This is a genomic window from Terrabacter sp. MAHUQ-38 (genome assembly GCF_014518425.1).
Classification (GTDB): Bacteria; Actinomycetota; Actinomycetes; order Actinomycetales; family Dermatophilaceae; genus Terrabacter.
The window spans coordinates 30,039-46,434 of the sequence record NZ_JACVCU010000001.1 but is presented as its reverse complement, the minus strand read 5'-3'; the positions used below and the strand labels follow the sequence as shown (position 1 = coordinate 46,434).

The following is a 16,396-nucleotide window of genomic DNA, read 5'->3' as shown; positions in this document are numbered from 1 at the left end:
GAGGGAGGCCGCCCGTTCGAGCAGGGCCGCGTCCGGGAGGCGCCCCGCGAGGGGCGCTTCCATAGCCTGGACCGCGCCAGTGCGACACGCGCCGTGCCACCCGTCCGGATATGCACTCAGTGCAGGTTGACCGGACGTTTGCCTCAGGGCACGTACGCCGAGCCGACGGCAAATCGAAATCCGTTAGGGGTGACGCGTGCGGTTACTTCCAGGACCAGATCCGAGCGGCCCTCTTGTGCCGTCCACAGGTCGATGTAGCAGCGCCAGTAGTCGCCCCACTTCTGGCACACAGAAGAGTCCCAGCTCGACTTCGGTAGGCGGACGAACTCAATGTCGCCGTAGGCCGCGAGGGCCTCCACGCACTGGTCCCTGACGGCATCTGACACGCGTTCCACGTCCTGCAGATGCTGAGCGACGACGGGATCCCGTCGAACCAGGGAGTCCACGATCGCGGTTAGCGTTGGCCGCCAAGCCAGGGGGATCGGGCCCTCCTCCTCGCCCTCGGGCGGTCGAATCACGTTCATGGTGCGACCGCAGGTGCCGTAGAGCCGTTCACGGACCTCACCTTGGCAGACGCAACCGACTGCTGGCGGCATCAGCGGAAGGCCTTAGCGGGCTAGTCAGCCATCCAACGAACGGGCATGCAGGAGGGCCCCGGTCACCAAGAGGACGAGCCCGGCGACAGCGAGGACGATGGTCATGGCCAGCGCACCCCCGGTGAAGGCGAAGAACGCCAGGAGGAGGAGACCCGCTCCGACGAACACCATGCCCATACGACGACCATATCTGCCGGGGCAGGGCGCGAACTCGACACGGAAATATAGGACGAGCGTGGCAATCCTCCGAGGGGTAGCTGAGGGACGTTGAAACGCACCGGTGACCCAATTCGCGGATTGCCTTTATGCGGCACGATGAGCGTCATGAACGTGACACGCGCCGCCGGCGCTGCTCGGAGCGGCGGTGAGCGGAGCCGAGGTCTCGGGCGCTGGATCTCGTTCCAGCGCCTTGGCACTCTCGCTTGGGTCGTCATTCTCTTGCTAAGCGCAAAGGGGCAGCACGACTACGGGCGCGGATGGGGGTACGCGGTGCCTCTCGTGGCCGGCGCGGCGCTCATTCCTTGGTTCTTCCGCGTGCTCGAACGCCAAGAACGGATGGTTGCGATGACGCCCGTCTGGGTGTGCTCGCTGTTCGGAGGTGCCTTGGGCGCGACCATCGCATACATCGAGTCGACGGCACGCGCCGACTGGCCGCTGGAGAGGGTGTTGCTCGCTGTCGCCGCCGTGACAGTTGCTGGAGCCGTCGCAGCTCCATGGCTGATCCGTCGCACCCAGCGACGCTGAACGGTCGCGTTGCCGACACCTACGATCTGGCGTCGAGCAATGCAGCACACGTCCGCTATTCGGCACGATCGCTCGGGTCGCGGCAGTTGAGGGCGTTGGCGTTATGCGTGCAATCACCGGCGTTACCGCCGGCGTCCTGTAGACAGGAACCCATGTCCCCCGAAGACGCTGGGCCACGCGATCCAAGACTGGATCCCTACCGTGACGCCGTCTGGGAATTGAGCAGAAACGGCAGAGTGGAAGCCCACCTCGTCACTTCGGTGGAGCACTTCCGCTACTGGCCGTTCGGCCGCGAACGCCGCGAACGGCTGTTCTGCAGAGTCTGCTGGCCAGATGGGCGCTCGTCTCCACCTGAGGAAGACCTCGGGCCCGAGTGGTACACCGTTGAGGAGCTAGAACAGGGCAAGTTTGAGAGCGGATACGACACGGGCGGCACGTTTGACGCCAAGCCACTCCAAGGCAGTGTCCGTGACGAACTTTGGGAGCGGTACGGCCCCCCGTGAGAGAGGCTCTGGGCTTCGAGCAACGCCCATCCTCGGCCATGCCTTTCGCGCTTGGCGGCATAGAAAGGCGTTCTGCGCGGTCGGGTCTGGCGTGGGGAACGTCCTCCTGATGCGCTTGTCGGGCTTGGTGTCCCAGCGCGAAAAGGAGGACGTTCATGAACAACGGTAGTGGCGTGTCTCGTGGAGATCGCAACCGCAACGCGAAGCTGAGCAGGCTGCGGGCGGCGGTCCCGGTCACGAATGCGATCGTGGGGATCGACATGGCCGACCGCAAGCAGATGGTGGTCGTGACCGACCATGACTCGAAGGTGCTGGCGCGTCGGACGTTCCGGTGCAAGGCGTGGGACCTCGGCGCGGCACTGGACTGGGCGAGTCAGCGTGCCTCGCGTGCCGGGTTCGGTGGGGTGACGGTGGCGTGTGAGCCGACCGGTCACCGGTGGATGGTGCTGGCTCAGCTCGCGGCCGAACGCGGGATGTCGTTCGTGTGCGTACAACCGGCCGCCTCCTCGTGGGCACGGAAGACCGAGGACCTCACGAGCGACAAGACCGACGACAAGGACGCGGTGCTCATCGCACGGTTGACCGGGCAGCTGCGCTGCTACCTGCCAGAGCCGGTCGATGCGGGCAGCGCAGCGTGGGCTCGGCTGCGCCACCTCGGCGCCCGACGGGAACAGCTGCTCGAGCAGCACGTGGCAGCCGTGCAGACTCTCCGGGACCTGCTCGAGTGCGTGTGGCCGGCCGCGCTCGAGGCGGCGAGGCAGCCGTTCAAGTCGACCACGTTCGTCGCCGCTTTGGCCGTCGTCGTAGGACAGGCGCGCGGCCGTGACGGCGGTGACCTGGCCCGGACCCGGCGCCTGGGCTGCGCTCGGTTCGAGCGTGCCGTCCGCGCCGAGGTCACCCGACGCGGCGGGGTCCGGCCATGCCTGCGGATCCTGCGGCGGCTGTTCGCGGCCCTGACGGATGGCGCCGGGGTCCTGGCGCACCGGCCCGCGGTGTTCGAACGCATCGAGTGGACGCTGGCCGACTGGGACGCCGCCCGAGCCAAGCTCGAGGAGACCGAGGCGCGGATGACGGGCGTGCTCGACGAGCTCGGCCTCACGAGGCTGGTCACGAGCATCGACGGGCTGTCACCGGTCGGCGCGGCGGCGATCCTCGCCCAGACCGGAGACCTGACCCGGTTCACCTCCGCCCGGGCCGTGGTCAAACACGCCGGCCTTGCACCCCGGGAACGGAAGTCAGGAACGTTTACCGGCCGCGCCCGCGTCACCGGCGCCGGACGTCCCGGGCTGCAGGTCGCCGCTTGGCGTGCCGTGTGGGGATGCCTACAGACCAACCGGGTGTACGCCGCCCGCTACCGACACCTGACCGGTCGTGAGCACAACCGGCTCACCCCGACCCAGGCCCAGACCGCGGTCGCCGGCGCGATCCTGCGCCAGCTGTACGCCGTCGTCGTCCAGCAGCGGGCGTGGGACCCGGTCATCGCCACCCACGGCACCAAGACCCTCGTCGAAGTGACCGCGGCATAACGAGATCCACGCTGAGCCGTCATCACGAGGTGCGACCCGTCAGGAGCTGGGGCGGGGTGAGCCTTCCGCGGCATTGAGAACCCTTGCGGTATCTCGTCGCTCATCACAGGCCGCCCCGTCCCGTCGTCGACACAACCCGATCACACGCTGCCGAGCACCAGCTCGATTACCGCTATGCAGGGACCGACGACGAGGCCCGGGCTACCCGACCAGCCCTTGACGCTAAACACCTCACGCTGATGAGCGCGCGTTGCTCATCGCACCTGGGGCTCCGGTCGGGCCGGGGGCGCGCAGGCTGGCTCCGTCGGAACGCCTCCTCGGCCCGAGGATGTCAGGCGCAATTAGTTGCGGACGATGGCGGCTTGTCGAGTTTCCTGAACGACTCCTTGTGCCCAGCGTCATCCGTGAAGGTCGCGAGGTCGCCACTTACCGCCACCCGGCCAGGCTGACTCGGATTCCCCCAGCCGGAGGGCGGGTTGCCCTCGTTCACCAAAGGGCCGCCTACTCGCTCGAACCAGTCGACCCCGACCTGCAGGTAACGGATGCCGCAGTGGGTGTAGAGGTCCACCGTCGTGCCTCCACGTGCCGACGGGATTGGCGACGGCTGCTCGGATGTGCAACCCGCGAGGGCCAGAGTTAGGCCGCCGATGGTGAGTAGGACCAGCGCTCTAGTCGGCCGCATAGCAGTACCCCTGTCTCATCAAGCCGTGTGCAGCGAGCATCGTCCCGGAACGACGCCTGGTGGCGGCGGTCGCCGCGATCGTGACGCGACCGCAACCCATGCGGAGCCGCCCTCAGCGCGGCATGATCGGACGTCGTTCACTACGGCGGGCGATTCCCCACGAGCCGGGGCCGATCGCCTCTACGATCCAGGCGTGCAGAGGAACCGTTCGTGGCTGTGAAGTGGCGGGCGGATCGGCCCATCGAAGACCCATTCCCGATAACGAAGGAACGGGTGGCCGCGTGGGGCGCTGCGATCGCAGCAGTGACGGTGGCGGTCATCACCGCGGTACGGGGATTCGAGATCCCGCTGTCAGAGAATCAGCGCTCCGTTGTCGTCGCCGCGTCGGTCGTCTCCTGCCTAAGCCTTGGCCGCGGCGTGTACGCATCGGCGTTAGCTCGTCTGGACGTGGCGCAGATTCGGCAGACCGGTAGGGGCGATCTCCTTACCGATGCCGTGGTGTGCGCGCTGGGAGGGATCAGCTGCGCTGTCTTGGCCATCGATACCGACCCGTGGTTCTGGCCCGGGTGCGCCCTGTTCATGGCGACTGCGGTGGACCAGGCGCAGTTCGTCCGCAAGGGCCGCGTCTCGTAGCTCCTCGTGCGCGCGGCCATCGGACCATGTGCGGCAATTCCGGACGTTCTTCTTGCGCCGTCCAGCAGACTGACGGCATGAGGTTCCCGTCCCCGGACGATTTGGCCAATGCTCCCGTCTGGGACAACTACGTTTCCGCGCAGGCGACACAAGCCTTGCTGGGTTTGGTGCCGCCAGTGCGTTGGCTGTGGGCGTTACGGTGGACCAAGAGAGGGTTGTGCTTCGCTTCCGACTGTCCAGCACGACTGCGTCGGATCTACAGGATATGTCCGACATCGCGAGTGATTTGGAGGACCTCCTCGGGCCAGCGGTCTCGGTGGATTGGGAGGCGGAGATCGTCAGTGAGCCGAGACTCGACCCTCACGACGGCGTGATCTGGATCTACCGCGCGCGCGTCGACCCATAAGCACCCAGCGGCAGTAGCGGACGTTTGATTCCGGCTCTCCTGCTGGCTGAAGTAAGGAGCATCATGGGCTCATGAGCGACGTTGGACTCGACGGGGACCCGGGCGACTACTCGTACGAGCATCTCACCCGTCCGCCCAACGAGCCGTCCGCTAAGCGCCCCCAGGGGGCTCCCGAGCCCGGAACCGGAGCGGTCTTTGTGATCGCCAACTCGGATGGCACGTGGGAGGCGTCGTGGCAGACCGAGGCTCGCTGCTACGACAGCCCACGAGGCCTGACCCGCGACGAGGCGATCGCGTGGGCGTTGGAGCAGCCCGCCACACGGTGGTGGGTCTACGAAGGTCGCAACCGCGAAGAGCTCCAGCGACCCTCAATCTGAACGACGACCCCCGAGCCCTTCCTGATCAGCCGCCGGGGTCGGTGCCCATCGCGGCAGGCGAGGACGTTGGGCTCGCCCACGCCGCTGACGTCGAGAGGCGGAAGACGCGCACCCAAGCCCTCCGCCGACGGCGCAGTGACGGCTCATTGCAGGCCACCTCGACAATCAACGCCTTGCCACCACGACCTCGGTCCCGTCGACGACGACTGTGACGTCTGTGGATCGGTCCGTTCCGGCCGGGACCTTGATGACACTCGTGGCAGGACTGGCGTCCGCGTTGCACCCGTCATCACGAGGGTTGTACTCGACTGTTGTGACCTCGATGCGGTTGCCGGTTCGCTCGACCACGTCGGGCAGGCTGGGGCAGCCCGAGCTGCCCCACGTGGTGATCCGCAGCTGGTCTGCCTGTTGACCCCAACCTGCGGCGATCCGCGCCGCTCCCTTTGCGGTCGGCGGCGTATCCACCGCCCCACGTATGAGGTCCTCCGGCACCCCGGGAGCCCAACTGATGACAGCAGCCGGGACCTCCGTCACTAGTCCGCTGGTACTTGAACACCCAGCAAAGGCCACCAACGCAAGCGCAAAGAGCCCTGCAGACGCCCTGGTTGCGGTTGCAGTGCCCACATTCGCCTCCCGGCTGCTCGCCCTCACGAAATTACAGACACGCCATACGCCTCGACCGTTCCACCGGCCAGTGTGACGGAGCGGCCACCCCCGGAGAACGCTCATCGATTGGATCGGCTGCTCGCCAACGTCCTCAACTCGGCAGTTGAGGACGTTCCCGAGCACGTCGAGCGGACCCGCTCTGCGTGCTCCTAAAGGGTTCGTTTCTGGAGCAGCGCCAGCCCTGCCGAGCTTGCCGGCGTCGGGGCTTCGACGGTCGCGCACAGGAGACTTCCGCAATACTCCGCGTATGCCCGTGAGACAGCGTCACATGGGCGATGGCCCCAGGCACACCATCTCCCAGCAGACGAAGACCAATGGAATGAGCGCCCGCAAGCGGGTGCCCTTGCGATTCGGCGCGCTCGGGACGGTTGGCCTAAAGGCCTCGAGCGGAATCCTTCGAGGCTCGCTTCGGCACGCGGCACCATGGTCAGCGGCGCGTGATGGGCGCGATGCACCACGAGTGGCGTCCGGCAGCGAGGGATTCAGCGTCGCGCGTCGAATTGACGTCAAGGTCCGGCCCGCGGAGGGAGTTTCTGCAGGTCAGCGGCGCGCGTGTGGCCCTCTTGAAAACCGCTATGGGTTCATAGCCCATCGTGGGTTCGAATCCCACGCCCTCCGCCATTTGCTCTGTGGGCACGGAGCGCCGTCGGAGCACTTCGGAGGCGGAGCACATGCGGAGGCGCGGAGTCCCACGCCCTCAGCCGATGCGATGCCGCAGGACCGGGAAGACCATCCGCGACCCGGCCGGGAGCGTGGCCGGGTCGTGGACGATGTTGCGTGGCAATGGTAACAGTTCAGCAACCATGCCCGGGCTGAATGTTGACCTTTGAACAACCTCATGAGATACGACAGTGTGACCAGACATACCGGCCCGGATCCCGCGCCCGAGACCGCCGAGATCCTGAGCCGGCTGGCTCCGCTCGAGCTCCCCACCGCGAGCCCGCTCGTCCTGCGCGGCAGGCGATTCGACGCGTCGTCGCCGGCTGTCATGGCGATCGTCAACCGCACTCGTGACTCCTTCTTCAGCGGCAACCGGCACTCCGACCTCGAGTCGGCCAAGGCCGCTTTCGTCGACGCCGTCGAGCTCGGCGCCGACCTCGTCGACATCGGGGGCGTGCGGGCCGGGCAGGAGGGCGAGGTCGTCGACGCGGACGAGGAGATCCGGCGAGTCGTCCCGTTCCTGCAGTGGGCCAGGACCGAGCGCCCGGACGTCATCCTGAGTCTCGACACGTGGCGCGCAGAGGTCGCCCGCGAGGCCGATGGCGTCGTCGACCTCGTCAACGACACCTGGGCGGGTCACGACCGTGACCTCGTCCACGTCGCCTCGGCGGTGGGGGCCGGCTACGTCATCTCACATACCGGCGGCCTGCCTCCACGAACCGACCCCGTCGAGGTGACCTACGGCGATGACCCGCTCGACGTGGTGCGGGACGTCGTGCGCACCCTCGCCGACGGTGCCCGCGGGGCCGAGCGGGCCGGCATACCCAGGGAAAGGATCCTCGTGGATCCCACGCTCGACTTCGGCAAGACGACCGCGCACTCGCTCGAGGTCCTGCGCCACACGGCTGACGTCGTCGCGCTGAACTACCCTGTGCTGCAAGCGATGTCACGCAAGGACTTCATCGGGGAGGCGCTCGACCTACCCCCGGCGGAGCGCCTCGAAGGCTCCCTCGCGGCGACCGCGGTCGCGGCCTGGCTGGGTGCCACGGTGTTCCGCGCGCACGACGTCCGCGCGACGCGACGCGTGGTCGACATGGTCGCCACGATCCGTGGCAACCGGCCCCCGCGGCTGGCGCTGCGCGGCACTCGGCGCGACGAGGCGGCAAACGGTGCGTGAACGACGTAAAAAGCGTTCCTTCCAGCGGGCCGACCGGTCGGTAGTCTGCTAAGTTCGTCGCGGTTGCAGTTGCAGTTCCTCGCAGTCGAGTAGGTGCCCGTCATCCGCAACGGTGACGGGTTTTCTTTTCGACATCGGTGGGTTCGCCCGTCGAGTGGAGTCAAAGCGGCAGCTTGGGATGCGCGAGGTGCGTCGTCCCACACGCTAAAGAAGGAAGAGTTACCCGTATGGCACAGGGCACCGTCAAGTGGTTCAACGCCGAAAAGGGCTTTGGTTTCATTGCCCAGGACGGCGGCGGCCCCGACGTTTTCGTCCACTACTCGGCCATTCAGTCGAACGGCTACCGTTCGCTGGACGAGGCGCAGCGAGTCGAGTTCGAGGTCACGCAGGGTCCGAAGGGCCCGCAGGCCGACGCAGTTCGCCCGCTCTGATCACTCGAGATCAACCGCAACGAGCGACACCACCCAGTCGTTTGTGACAAAGCCCCCGGCCGATGGCCGGGGGCTTTGTTGTGTGCAGGCGGGCCGACGCCCTGGCGCTGCTGTTGTCAGCACTCCTCGTACGAGTCGGTCGTCGAGCTGGTCGACTTCGTCGGCTTGGACGTCGACGTCGACGGCTGCGGGGTCGCCTTGGGCGGCGCAATGCCCTTCTGGACGAGCTTGCGGACGAGGTCGTAGTCGGGGTCGTTCGAGTAGACCTCCTGCTTCGCGGTCAGGGCGACGCTGGTGATCTTCGACTTCTGCACTCGCTCGACGAGCTCGACGAAGGCCGGGAGGTTCTGCACCGGGATGTCGGTGTAGATGTTCTCCTTGAGGATGCTCGCGACCTCGGGGTACTTCCTGACCATCTGCGCGGGGTGGACCTGCTGGACGATTGCCTGGACGACGCAGCGCTGACGCATCTGGCGGAAGGTGTCGCTGTCGGCGGCGCGGGTGCGGGCGTACCAGAGCGAGTGGTAGCCGTCGAGGTGCTGACGACCGGGCTCGAAGTAGCCCTTGACGCCGACGACGCGGTCGCCAACGTGCTCGCCGCCGATGGTCAGCTTCGTGCCGTAGCCGCTGAGCTTGACGTTGATGTCCAGTCCGCCCATGGCGTCGATGAGCCGCGAGAAGCCCTTGAGGTCGATGACGACCGTCTGGTCGACATCGAGCCCCGTGATCTCCTGCACGGCGCCGCGCAGCTCGACGCGGCCGGGGGCGTCGCCGGCGGGGTAGGCGCCGGGATGGGCCTTGGCGTAGTTCTCGGCGTCGACGTAGAGGTTTGTCAGCATGCACTGGCCCGGCCCTTGGTCGCATGTGCTGTCAGGGGAGCCGAACTGTCCTGACGGGTAGATGGCGCGCAGCGGGCTCTCGGGGGAGAGCGGCGCCTTGAGCAGGTTGCGGGGCAGCGAGATGAGCGCCGTCCGGCCGGACTTCGTGTCGATGCTCGCGAGGATCATCGAGTCCGTGCGCGTGCCGATGCGGTCGGCGCCGGCGTCGGACCCGAGGAGCAGGATGTTGACGCGTTGCTGGTCGGCCCAGGGGTCCTCGCCCTCGGCGACCTGGGCGCCCGAGCCAGGCTTGACCGGCGTGTTGCCGAAGACCTGCGAGACAGTGCTCTGCGTGATCGAGGCGTACTCGGCGAACTTGAACGACGAGGCCGCAACGAGGAACACCATCAGGGTGGTGAACGCCGCGAGCAGCCGTGTGCGGGTGCGGTCGAGGCGGGTCGGGCGGGACTGCACGGCCGTGAGAATGATGGAGCCGCACCAGAGGATGCCGCCGACGATGAAGAGGCCGGCGAGGACCATGAGCAGATGGGGGCGTGCGACGAGCGAGAGGGCTGCGGCGGTCAGTCCCGTGCGCAGGACGTAGTAGGTGCCGGCACCGAGGCCGACGATCGCGAGCACCAGCAGGGCCCAGCCAACCTTGCGACTACGTGTCCGAGTCAGGCCTGCTCCGGGTATGACGGTGCCAAGAGCGGTGAGCCCGACGGCGCGACGAAAGCCCGTGCGAAGGTCGCGTCGCAGCGCCTCGCGGGTCGGGGGCGCAGCCGGACCTCGCAGGTGGGGGTGCGTCATGGAGTCCTCTCTCATCGGCCCGTGCGCACGAGCCGACAGCACATTGTGCCCTGTCTATCTGTTAGATACCGCATCGACCTGAGAGTGCGCACCACGGCAGGCGACCCCGGTTTGGGTCGGGCCGGTCGGTGCCGGTAGCCTGTGATCGCCCGTGCATCCGACGCCGCCCCGGTGGCCTCGTCCCGGGCACGGAGGCGTCGCATAGTGGCCTAGTGCGCCCGCCTGCTAAGCGGGTTGAGGATAAAACCTCTCGCGGGTTCAAATCCCGCCGCCTCCGCTCCAGAACGCCGAATGCCCCCGAGCGAGCTCGGGGGCATTCGGCGTTCTTCCATGGAGGCGGCACGACGGCGTCCCGCCGCCGAAACCGGCATACGAAGGTGACCACTCGACGTGTGGTCGGGAGGGCGCGGCGTACGAAAGTGACCACTCGACGTGTGGTCGGGAGGGCGCGGCGTACGGAAGTGGCCACTCGACGGGGTGGGGATGCTCAGGGCGTCAGGGGGTGGAGTCGTGGGTCTCGCGGCGCCTGCGGGCCCGGCCCTTCTGGGAGAGCGGCACACCGAGCCACAGCGCGATCCCGAGCACCAGCAGCACGGCACCGACCGCGAACGCCACCGTGTGCGACATCAGCACGTCGAGGATGAGGATCACGCCACCGATGATGCCCATGCCGAGGGTGAAGAGGCCGACACCTATCAGGCGGTCGGTGTAGGCGACGATGAAGTCCTTGAGCCCGTCGCGGAACAGGGTCCGGTGCAGGGCGACTGGTGCCGTGAAGACGATGACGCTGACGGCGGCGGCCATCAACGTCCAGACGTAGATGTTGCGCTGCAGATCGGTGAGCGTCGTGAAGCGCTGCTGGAAGGGGAGGCTCAGCAGGAAGGCGAAGAGGATCTGGACGCCGGCCTGGGCGATGCGGAGCTCCTGCAGCTGCTCGCCGAAGTTGCGGTCGAGCCGTTGGGCCTCGGACTCGTCACGGGTGTAACGCTGTGGGTCGCTCATGGGCAACATGTACCCCACCCGGCGGGGACACGACAGCGCAAGGGATGCCCGGCGCGTCGAACGGGCCGGACGGCATACGGCCGCGGGTATGACGGAGGGCCCGGCACCGCTGGGGTGCCGGGCCCTGCATCACGTCGTCCACGGCCTGCCGGCAAGCAGGCGGTGGACCGTCCTCTCAGTGCTCGCTGACGCGAGCCTTGAGGCCGTCGAACTCGGCCCACAACTCGGTGGGGAGCTGCTCGCCGAACTTGTCGAACCACTCCTGGATGAGGGGCAGCTCCTTCTCCCAGTCGGACGCGTTGACCGCGATGGCCTTGGCGACCTGCTCGGGCGTCATGTCGAGGCCGTCGATGTCGATGGAGCCCTCGGTCGGCACGAACCCGATCGGGGTCTCCACGGCGTCGGCCTCGCCGTCGAGGCGCTCGATGACCCACTTGAGGACGCGGCTGTTCTCGCCGAACCCGGGCCACAGGAAGGAGCCGTCCTCCTCGTCACGACGGAACCAGTTCACGCCGAAGATGCGGGGCAGCTTGGACGCGTCCGCGCTCTTGCCGATCTCGAGCCAGTGGTTCATGTAGTCGCCGGCGTGGTAGCCGATGAAGGGCAGCATCGCCATCGGGTCGCGGCGCACGACACCGACAGCGCCGGTCGCCGCCGCGGTGGTCTCGGACGACAGCGTCGCGCCGATGAACGTGCCGTGGGTCCAGTCGCGCGACTCGTAGACGAGCGGCACGGTCGTCTTGCGACGGCCGCCGAAGAGGATCGCGTCGATCGGGACGCCGTCGGGGTTGTCGTACTCCGGCGCGATCATCGGGCACTGCGACGCCGGGGTGCAGAAGCGGCTGTTCGGGTGGCTCGAGAGCACGCCGTTCTTGCCGTCCTCGGGCGTCCACTCGTTGCCGTGCCAGTCGGTCAGGTGGGCCGGCGGCTCGTCGGTCATGCCCTCCCACCACACGTCGCCGTCGTCGGTCAGGGCGACGTTGGTGAAGACCGAGTTGCCCTTTTCGATGGTGGCCATGGCGTTGGGGTTGGTCGACTCACCGGTGCCGGGGGCGACGCCGAAGAGGCCGAACTCGGGGTTGACGGCGTAGAGGCGCCCGTCCTCACCGAAACGCATCCAGGCGATGTCGTCGCCGACCATCTCGGCCCTCCAGCCGGGGACGGTGGGCGTGATCATGGCGAGGTTCGTCTTGCCGCAGGCGGAGGGGAACGCGGCCGCGACGTAGTGGACTGAGCCCTTCGGGGACGTGAGCTTGAGGATGAGCATGTGCTCGGCCATCCAGCCTTCGTCGCGCGCGATGGCGCTCGCGATGCGCAGCGAGTAGCACTTCTTGCCCAGGAGGGCGTTGCCGCCGTAGCCGGAGCCGTAGCTCCAGATGGTGCGCTCCTCGGGGAAGTGGACGATGTACTTCGTGTCGGAGCACGGCCACGGGACGTCGGCCTCGCCTTCGGCGAGCGGGGCGCCGACGGAGTGGAGGGCCGGGACGTATGCCGCGTCGGTCTCCTCGATCTTGCGCAGCACCTTGTCGCCGCAGCGGGCCATCACGAGCATCGAGACGACGACGTAGGCGGAGTCGGTGATCTCGACACCGAACATCGGGACCTTGGCGTCGAGGTGACCCATGACGAACGGGATGACGTACATCGTCCGACCCTGCATGCTGCCGCGGTACAGCTCGGTCATCCGAGCCTTCATCTCGTCGGGCGCCATCCAGTTGTTGGTGGGGCCGGCATCCTTCTCGTCCACGGAGCAGATGTAGGTCCGGTCCTCGACGCGGGCGACGTCGCTCGGGTCGCTCGCGCAGTAGAACGAGTTCGGCTTCTTGCTCTCGTTGAGGCGGACGAACGTGCCGGACTCGACGAGCTGGTCGGTCAGCTCGGTCCACTCCTCGGGGGAGCCGGTGATCCAGCGGATGTCACGGGGCTGCGTCAGCTCGGCGACCTCTGCGACCCAGGCCGCCAGGCCTGCGTGCGTCGTGGGGGTCTGCTGTTTCTCGTGGGTCTTCTCGGGTGTGGTGGTCAACTCGGGGCCCATCCCTTCGCGCGCGGTGCCGCCCGGCACCACGTCGTGCCGGTGTGATGCTGCTCGGCACGTGGTCGCCGGTGAGCCCTGATGGGGCCGACCGCCAGGTGTCCACATGCTGAACAGATGACGTGATGATTTCAAGGTACGCGCCGGATGGGGTGCCACAGACCGCCTGCGGGGCCACGAGCGGTGAAACGGCTCACAACGCATGCCGCCGCGCAAGGATTTCGCGCCATTCCTGACGGTTTCTTGCAGAACTTTCAGCCAGGGCGCCCGGCGAGAAGTCGGGGGACGCTGCCGGCCGGCATACGCCTTGGCCGTGACGGGTGTAACGGCTGGAGGCGTGAGCGCCTGAGGGCCGTTCGACAAGGGGTGGTCACAGGCTGACGGCGCCCGCGGCGGCCGATTTCGTGAAGCCGACCCGAGGCGCTAAGGTAACTCTTCGTTCGACCACGACAGATGTCGCGGGCCGAACCTGCACCCGTAGCTCAACGGATAGAGCATCTGACTACGGATCAGAAGGTTTGGGGTTCGAATCCCTACGGGTGCGCTCTGTGTTGAGACAGAAGGAAGCGGCCTGACCAGCGGAGACGCGGGTCGGGCCGCTTTGTTTTGCACGGCCAGACGCCGACGAGGCGGGCCACTGACAGCAGCGCTGACAGCAACCGGGCCAGGTGAGGGCCCCGCATCACTTGCCGAACACCCCATCGAGCGCATCGGCCGCAGACCTCAGGGAGGACGGCATGACGTGCCCGTAGAGGTCGGTTGTCATGCTCAACTGGGTGTGCCTGAGCACCTCCATGACGACGCGAGCCGACACGCCCTGAGCGAGCAGGAGCGAGGCGCAGGTGTGGCGCAGGTCGTGGAACCGGATGCGGCGCAACCCAGCGCGAGCGATGGCCTCGTCAAGGAAGCGGTTCAGGTTGCGCGGCTCGATCGTCGTCCCCCGCGAGGTCGCGAAGACCAGCCCGGCGTCCTGCCATCTGGGTCCAGCAGCCTCGCGCTCACGGCTCTGCGCGGCCCGGTGCGCGGCGAGCGTGTCGACGAGGACCCGGGGACGCGGCAGGGTCCGGCGACTGCGAGTGGTCTTCGGCGACCCGGTCACGAGGCCCACCCCCTTACCAAGCCGCTGGACCGTCGCCCGGACGCGGAGGATGCCCGCCTTGAGGTCGACGTCGTCCCATCGCAGGGCCAGCAACTCGCCCTCGGGCAGACCGAGAGCCACGCCGACCGCGAACAGCGCGTGCAGTCGATGACCCGCCAATGACTCGAGGAACTGGCCCGCCTCGTCGGGAATCCAGGGCACGACCTCCTGACGCTCGACGCGCGGACCCTTGACCGGCGTGCCCCCATCCGCCCGGCCGGGGACGCCCGAGGCTCGGCGGCGTCCCGGATTGCCATCAGTGGACGGCCACGGATGGCTATGACGGGTCAGTCCGGCCGGCGCAGTTCGGCCTGCAGGCGGGCGGCGAGATGCACCGACGACGCGATCTCAGCACGCCGGATCGAGACGCTCTCGACGTTGAGTCCGAAGGGGACGCCGAGACGTCGGCAGTAAGCAATCAGCTCACGAGCCATCGCCAGCGCTTGCTCGAAGGACGCGTCAAGGGTGTCGTCGGCGTGCCGAAGTTCGTTCTGGATCCAACGCGGTACGTCGACGCCGAGCCAGCTGAGGAACTCCAGGGTCTTCATCGACCCGCACACCGAGAAGGTGAACACGATCGGGACCGGATCCAGGCCCTGAGCGGCACATTCGTAGCGATAGTCCGAGACCAGGTTCTTCGCCGCGTTGACGTCGTAGACCACTTGGGTGACGAAGAACGCGCAGCCGGCTGCCTGCTTGGCGAGCAGTCGCAGATGCTCATCGCCATGGCGCGTATGGCGCTCAGGGATCGCGACCCCGCCGAGCAGCAGGTCAGGCTTCACCTGGGACCGCAGCTCCTGGGCGCGCCTCAAGGACGTCGCCACCGGCTTGTCGCGTGACGAGGTCCCGACGAAGACCGACATGACCCGATCGGGGTCCTGTGCGTGGAGCCATGATCGGAGCTGGGGCTCGGCGTACTTGCCGACCGCGCGGTAGACAACGACCGGCATGCCCCAGTCGTTGAGGTGCCTGGAGAGATACTCCGCCGGGTCCATGGTCGGCAGAAACGGGAAGGGCCGCTCCTCTGGGTTTCGGTCGCTCTCGTCGTCGATGTCGTAGAGCACCAGGCCGTCCAGGTCCAGCGCCTGAAGACGCTTGGCCGTGACGTCAGCGATCTCTTGGCTCTTCTCCGGCGACGTCGCTCGACGCGGCGGTGTCAGCGCAAAGAACAGGAACTCGCCCCGACGTTCGACGATGCGCCGCTGAAGATCCACGCCGCGACCGTAACGGACTGAGCGTTGGCTCGTCCCGAACCGGACGGATCTGCCGCTCCGTGCGCATTTTCCGGTCGCCGCCCGTGCTGAACGGCGCCCGCTGGGGACTGGCCCGACTCGAACGGTGCCGTCATCCTGGGTTCAGTTGCGCCCAATACGAGCGCTGGGCGTTGAGCAGGCTGACCTCCAACGGTCCGCGGAGTCTTCTGCCGAGCCCGTCGGCGGGCGCACGCTCATGCCCCCGACCGGTCGCGCAATGTGTGAGCTGGACATCTCACCGGCTAGCGGCGCACGAGCTCGCGCCTCATCACAGGTCGGGTCGGGTAACTACGTCCGATCTCGGCAAAGCCCGCTCGTCGGAACATGGCGAGGGTTCCCGTGAAGACTGCGGACGGGGAGGGGGTGCGGGCGAGCCGGTCGCTGTCAACGGGGTGGCCGTCGATGACCGACGCGCCGTGCTGCGCCGCCCAGTCCACAGCAGCCTCGAGCAGAGCGACTCCGATGCCGGTGCCCCGGTGCTCGCGGCGAACCACGAAGCAGGAGACCCACCACGCGTCAGGGTCATCGTCGAGGATGCGGGCAAGGGCCCGGTGCTCGGCTATCCCGGGCAGCGTCGACCGCGGCACCGCTCGCGTCCAGCCGACCACGTCGCCATCGAGGTAGGCCAACAGACCGACCGGAGGATCTGCTTGCTGGATCTCACGTTGCAACGCGTCCCGGTTCGTGGGCTCGTCGTGCCGGCGAAAGCGTTGACACCAGCACGATGTGGGGTTCTTCTCCCCGGGGCCGAAGACCCGTCCGAGTTGCGGCCATGTCTCAGCGGTCGCCGGCACCACACGCACAGTGGTCATCGGTTCGATCCCTTCTGCTGCCCAGCATGGCTGTCCGTCGCTCTGCAACGAAGGGTCACCACGCGAGCCGCCAGCTCCCGCAGATCAGCGGCCATGAACTCAAACGCTTCACGCCTGACGTCATCCGGAG

General features: G+C 67.5%; 16 protein-coding genes and 3 tRNA genes. 10 read left to right on the top strand and 9 right to left on the bottom strand.

Annotated elements, in window-relative coordinates; translation table 11 throughout:
* Positions 1 to 143: 143 nt before the first annotated feature.
* Positions 144 to 524, bottom strand: a complete 381-nt coding sequence (locus tag H9I49_RS00235) for a hypothetical protein (RefSeq protein WP_188028282.1) — start codon at positions 522 to 524, stop codon at positions 144 to 146.
* 96 nt (positions 525 to 620) lie between these two features.
* Positions 621 to 773 (bottom strand): hypothetical protein, encoded by a 153-nt coding sequence (locus H9I49_RS00230; protein WP_188028281.1) that lies wholly within the window; start codon positions 771 to 773, stop codon positions 621 to 623.
* A 147-nt stretch (positions 774 to 920) separates the two neighbouring features.
* Between H9I49_RS00230 and H9I49_RS00225 the strand changes: the two genes are divergently transcribed.
* The 5 genes from H9I49_RS00225 to H9I49_RS00205 all read left to right on the top strand — a co-directional run bounded on the left by H9I49_RS00225 (position 921) and on the right by H9I49_RS00205 (position 5,467).
* Positions 921 to 1,340 (top strand): hypothetical protein, encoded by a 420-nt coding sequence (locus tag H9I49_RS00225; protein WP_188028280.1) that lies wholly within the window; start codon positions 921 to 923, stop codon positions 1,338 to 1,340.
* A 152-nt stretch (positions 1,341 to 1,492) separates the two neighbouring features.
* Positions 1,493 to 1,843 carry a hypothetical protein gene (locus H9I49_RS00220; RefSeq protein ID WP_188028279.1) on the top strand — a complete coding sequence of 117 codons (351 nt, stop codon included), beginning with the start codon at positions 1,493 to 1,495 and terminating at the stop codon, positions 1,841 to 1,843.
* A gap of 155 nt (positions 1,844 to 1,998) precedes the next feature.
* Positions 1,999 to 3,369: an IS110 family transposase gene (locus tag H9I49_RS00215; RefSeq protein ID WP_188028278.1), complete on the top strand. Its 1,371-nt coding sequence runs from the start codon at positions 1,999 to 2,001 to the stop codon at positions 3,367 to 3,369.
* 892 nt (positions 3,370 to 4,261) lie between these two features.
* On the top strand, positions 4,262 to 4,684 hold the full coding sequence (locus H9I49_RS00210) for a hypothetical protein (protein ID WP_188028277.1): 423 nt from the start codon (positions 4,262 to 4,264) through the stop codon (positions 4,682 to 4,684).
* A gap of 477 nt (positions 4,685 to 5,161) precedes the next feature.
* Positions 5,162 to 5,467, top strand: a complete 306-nt coding sequence (locus H9I49_RS00205) for a hypothetical protein (protein WP_188028276.1) — start codon at positions 5,162 to 5,164, stop codon at positions 5,465 to 5,467.
* Between the two features lie 165 nt (positions 5,468 to 5,632).
* On the opposite strand, the gene H9I49_RS00200 is transcribed toward H9I49_RS00205, so the two are convergent.
* Positions 5,633 to 5,815, bottom strand: coding sequence for a hypothetical protein (locus H9I49_RS00200; RefSeq protein WP_188028275.1), 183 nt, complete (start codon positions 5,813 to 5,815; stop codon positions 5,633 to 5,635).
* Positions 5,816 to 6,655: 840 nt separating this feature from the next.
* Here H9I49_RS00200 and H9I49_RS00195 point away from each other — a divergent pair.
* The 3 genes from H9I49_RS00195 (at position 6,656) to H9I49_RS00185 (ending at position 8,401) form a co-directional block, all read left to right on the top strand.
* A tRNA-Ser gene (locus H9I49_RS00195) sits at positions 6,656 to 6,754 on the top strand.
* A gap of 232 nt (positions 6,755 to 6,986) precedes the next feature.
* Positions 6,987 to 7,970 (top strand): dihydropteroate synthase, encoded by a 984-nt coding sequence (folP, locus tag H9I49_RS00190; RefSeq protein WP_370587371.1) that lies wholly within the window; start codon positions 6,987 to 6,989, stop codon positions 7,968 to 7,970.
* Between the two features lie 227 nt (positions 7,971 to 8,197).
* Complete coding sequence (locus tag H9I49_RS00185; protein ID WP_013491183.1) at positions 8,198 to 8,401, top strand: cold-shock protein; 204 nt, start codon at positions 8,198 to 8,200, stop codon at positions 8,399 to 8,401.
* A gap of 116 nt (positions 8,402 to 8,517) precedes the next feature.
* Here H9I49_RS00185 and H9I49_RS00180 read toward each other — a convergent pair whose 3' ends face one another.
* A complete protein-coding gene (locus tag H9I49_RS00180) occupies positions 8,518 to 10,029 on the bottom strand; it encodes an LCP family protein (protein ID WP_188028273.1) in 1,512 nt (503 codons plus the stop codon).
* A 190-nt stretch (positions 10,030 to 10,219) separates the two neighbouring features.
* Here H9I49_RS00180 and H9I49_RS00175 point away from each other — a divergent pair.
* Positions 10,220 to 10,306 (top strand) — tRNA-Ser (locus tag H9I49_RS00175).
* A 218-nt stretch (positions 10,307 to 10,524) separates the two neighbouring features.
* On the opposite strand, the gene H9I49_RS00170 is transcribed toward H9I49_RS00175, so the two are convergent.
* Positions 10,525 to 11,031: a DUF6328 family protein gene (locus H9I49_RS00170; protein ID WP_188028272.1), complete on the bottom strand. Its 507-nt coding sequence runs from the start codon at positions 11,029 to 11,031 to the stop codon at positions 10,525 to 10,527.
* 175 nt (positions 11,032 to 11,206) lie between these two features.
* Positions 11,207 to 13,066 carry a phosphoenolpyruvate carboxykinase (GTP) gene (locus H9I49_RS00165; RefSeq protein WP_188029536.1) on the bottom strand — a complete coding sequence of 620 codons (1,860 nt, stop codon included), beginning with the start codon at positions 13,064 to 13,066 and terminating at the stop codon, positions 11,207 to 11,209.
* Positions 13,067 to 13,534: 468 nt separating this feature from the next.
* On the opposite strand from H9I49_RS00165, the gene H9I49_RS00160 reads away from it, so the two are divergent.
* Positions 13,535 to 13,607, top strand: a tRNA-Arg gene (locus H9I49_RS00160).
* 138 nt (positions 13,608 to 13,745) lie between these two features.
* Here H9I49_RS00160 and H9I49_RS00155 read toward each other — a convergent pair.
* The 3 genes from H9I49_RS00155 to H9I49_RS00145 all read right to left on the bottom strand — a co-directional run bounded on the left by H9I49_RS00155 (position 13,746) and on the right by H9I49_RS00145 (position 16,266).
* Positions 13,746 to 14,363 carry a site-specific integrase gene (locus H9I49_RS00155; RefSeq protein WP_188028271.1) on the bottom strand — a complete coding sequence of 206 codons (618 nt, stop codon included), beginning with the start codon at positions 14,361 to 14,363 and terminating at the stop codon, positions 13,746 to 13,748.
* A 125-nt stretch (positions 14,364 to 14,488) separates the two neighbouring features.
* Complete coding sequence (locus H9I49_RS00150) at positions 14,489 to 15,415, bottom strand: methylenetetrahydrofolate reductase (RefSeq protein ID WP_188028270.1); 927 nt, start codon at positions 15,413 to 15,415, stop codon at positions 14,489 to 14,491.
* A 281-nt stretch (positions 15,416 to 15,696) separates the two neighbouring features.
* Positions 15,697 to 16,266: a GNAT family N-acetyltransferase gene (locus tag H9I49_RS00145; protein ID WP_188028269.1), complete on the bottom strand. Its 570-nt coding sequence runs from the start codon at positions 16,264 to 16,266 to the stop codon at positions 15,697 to 15,699.
* Positions 16,267 to 16,396 lie beyond the last annotated feature (130 nt).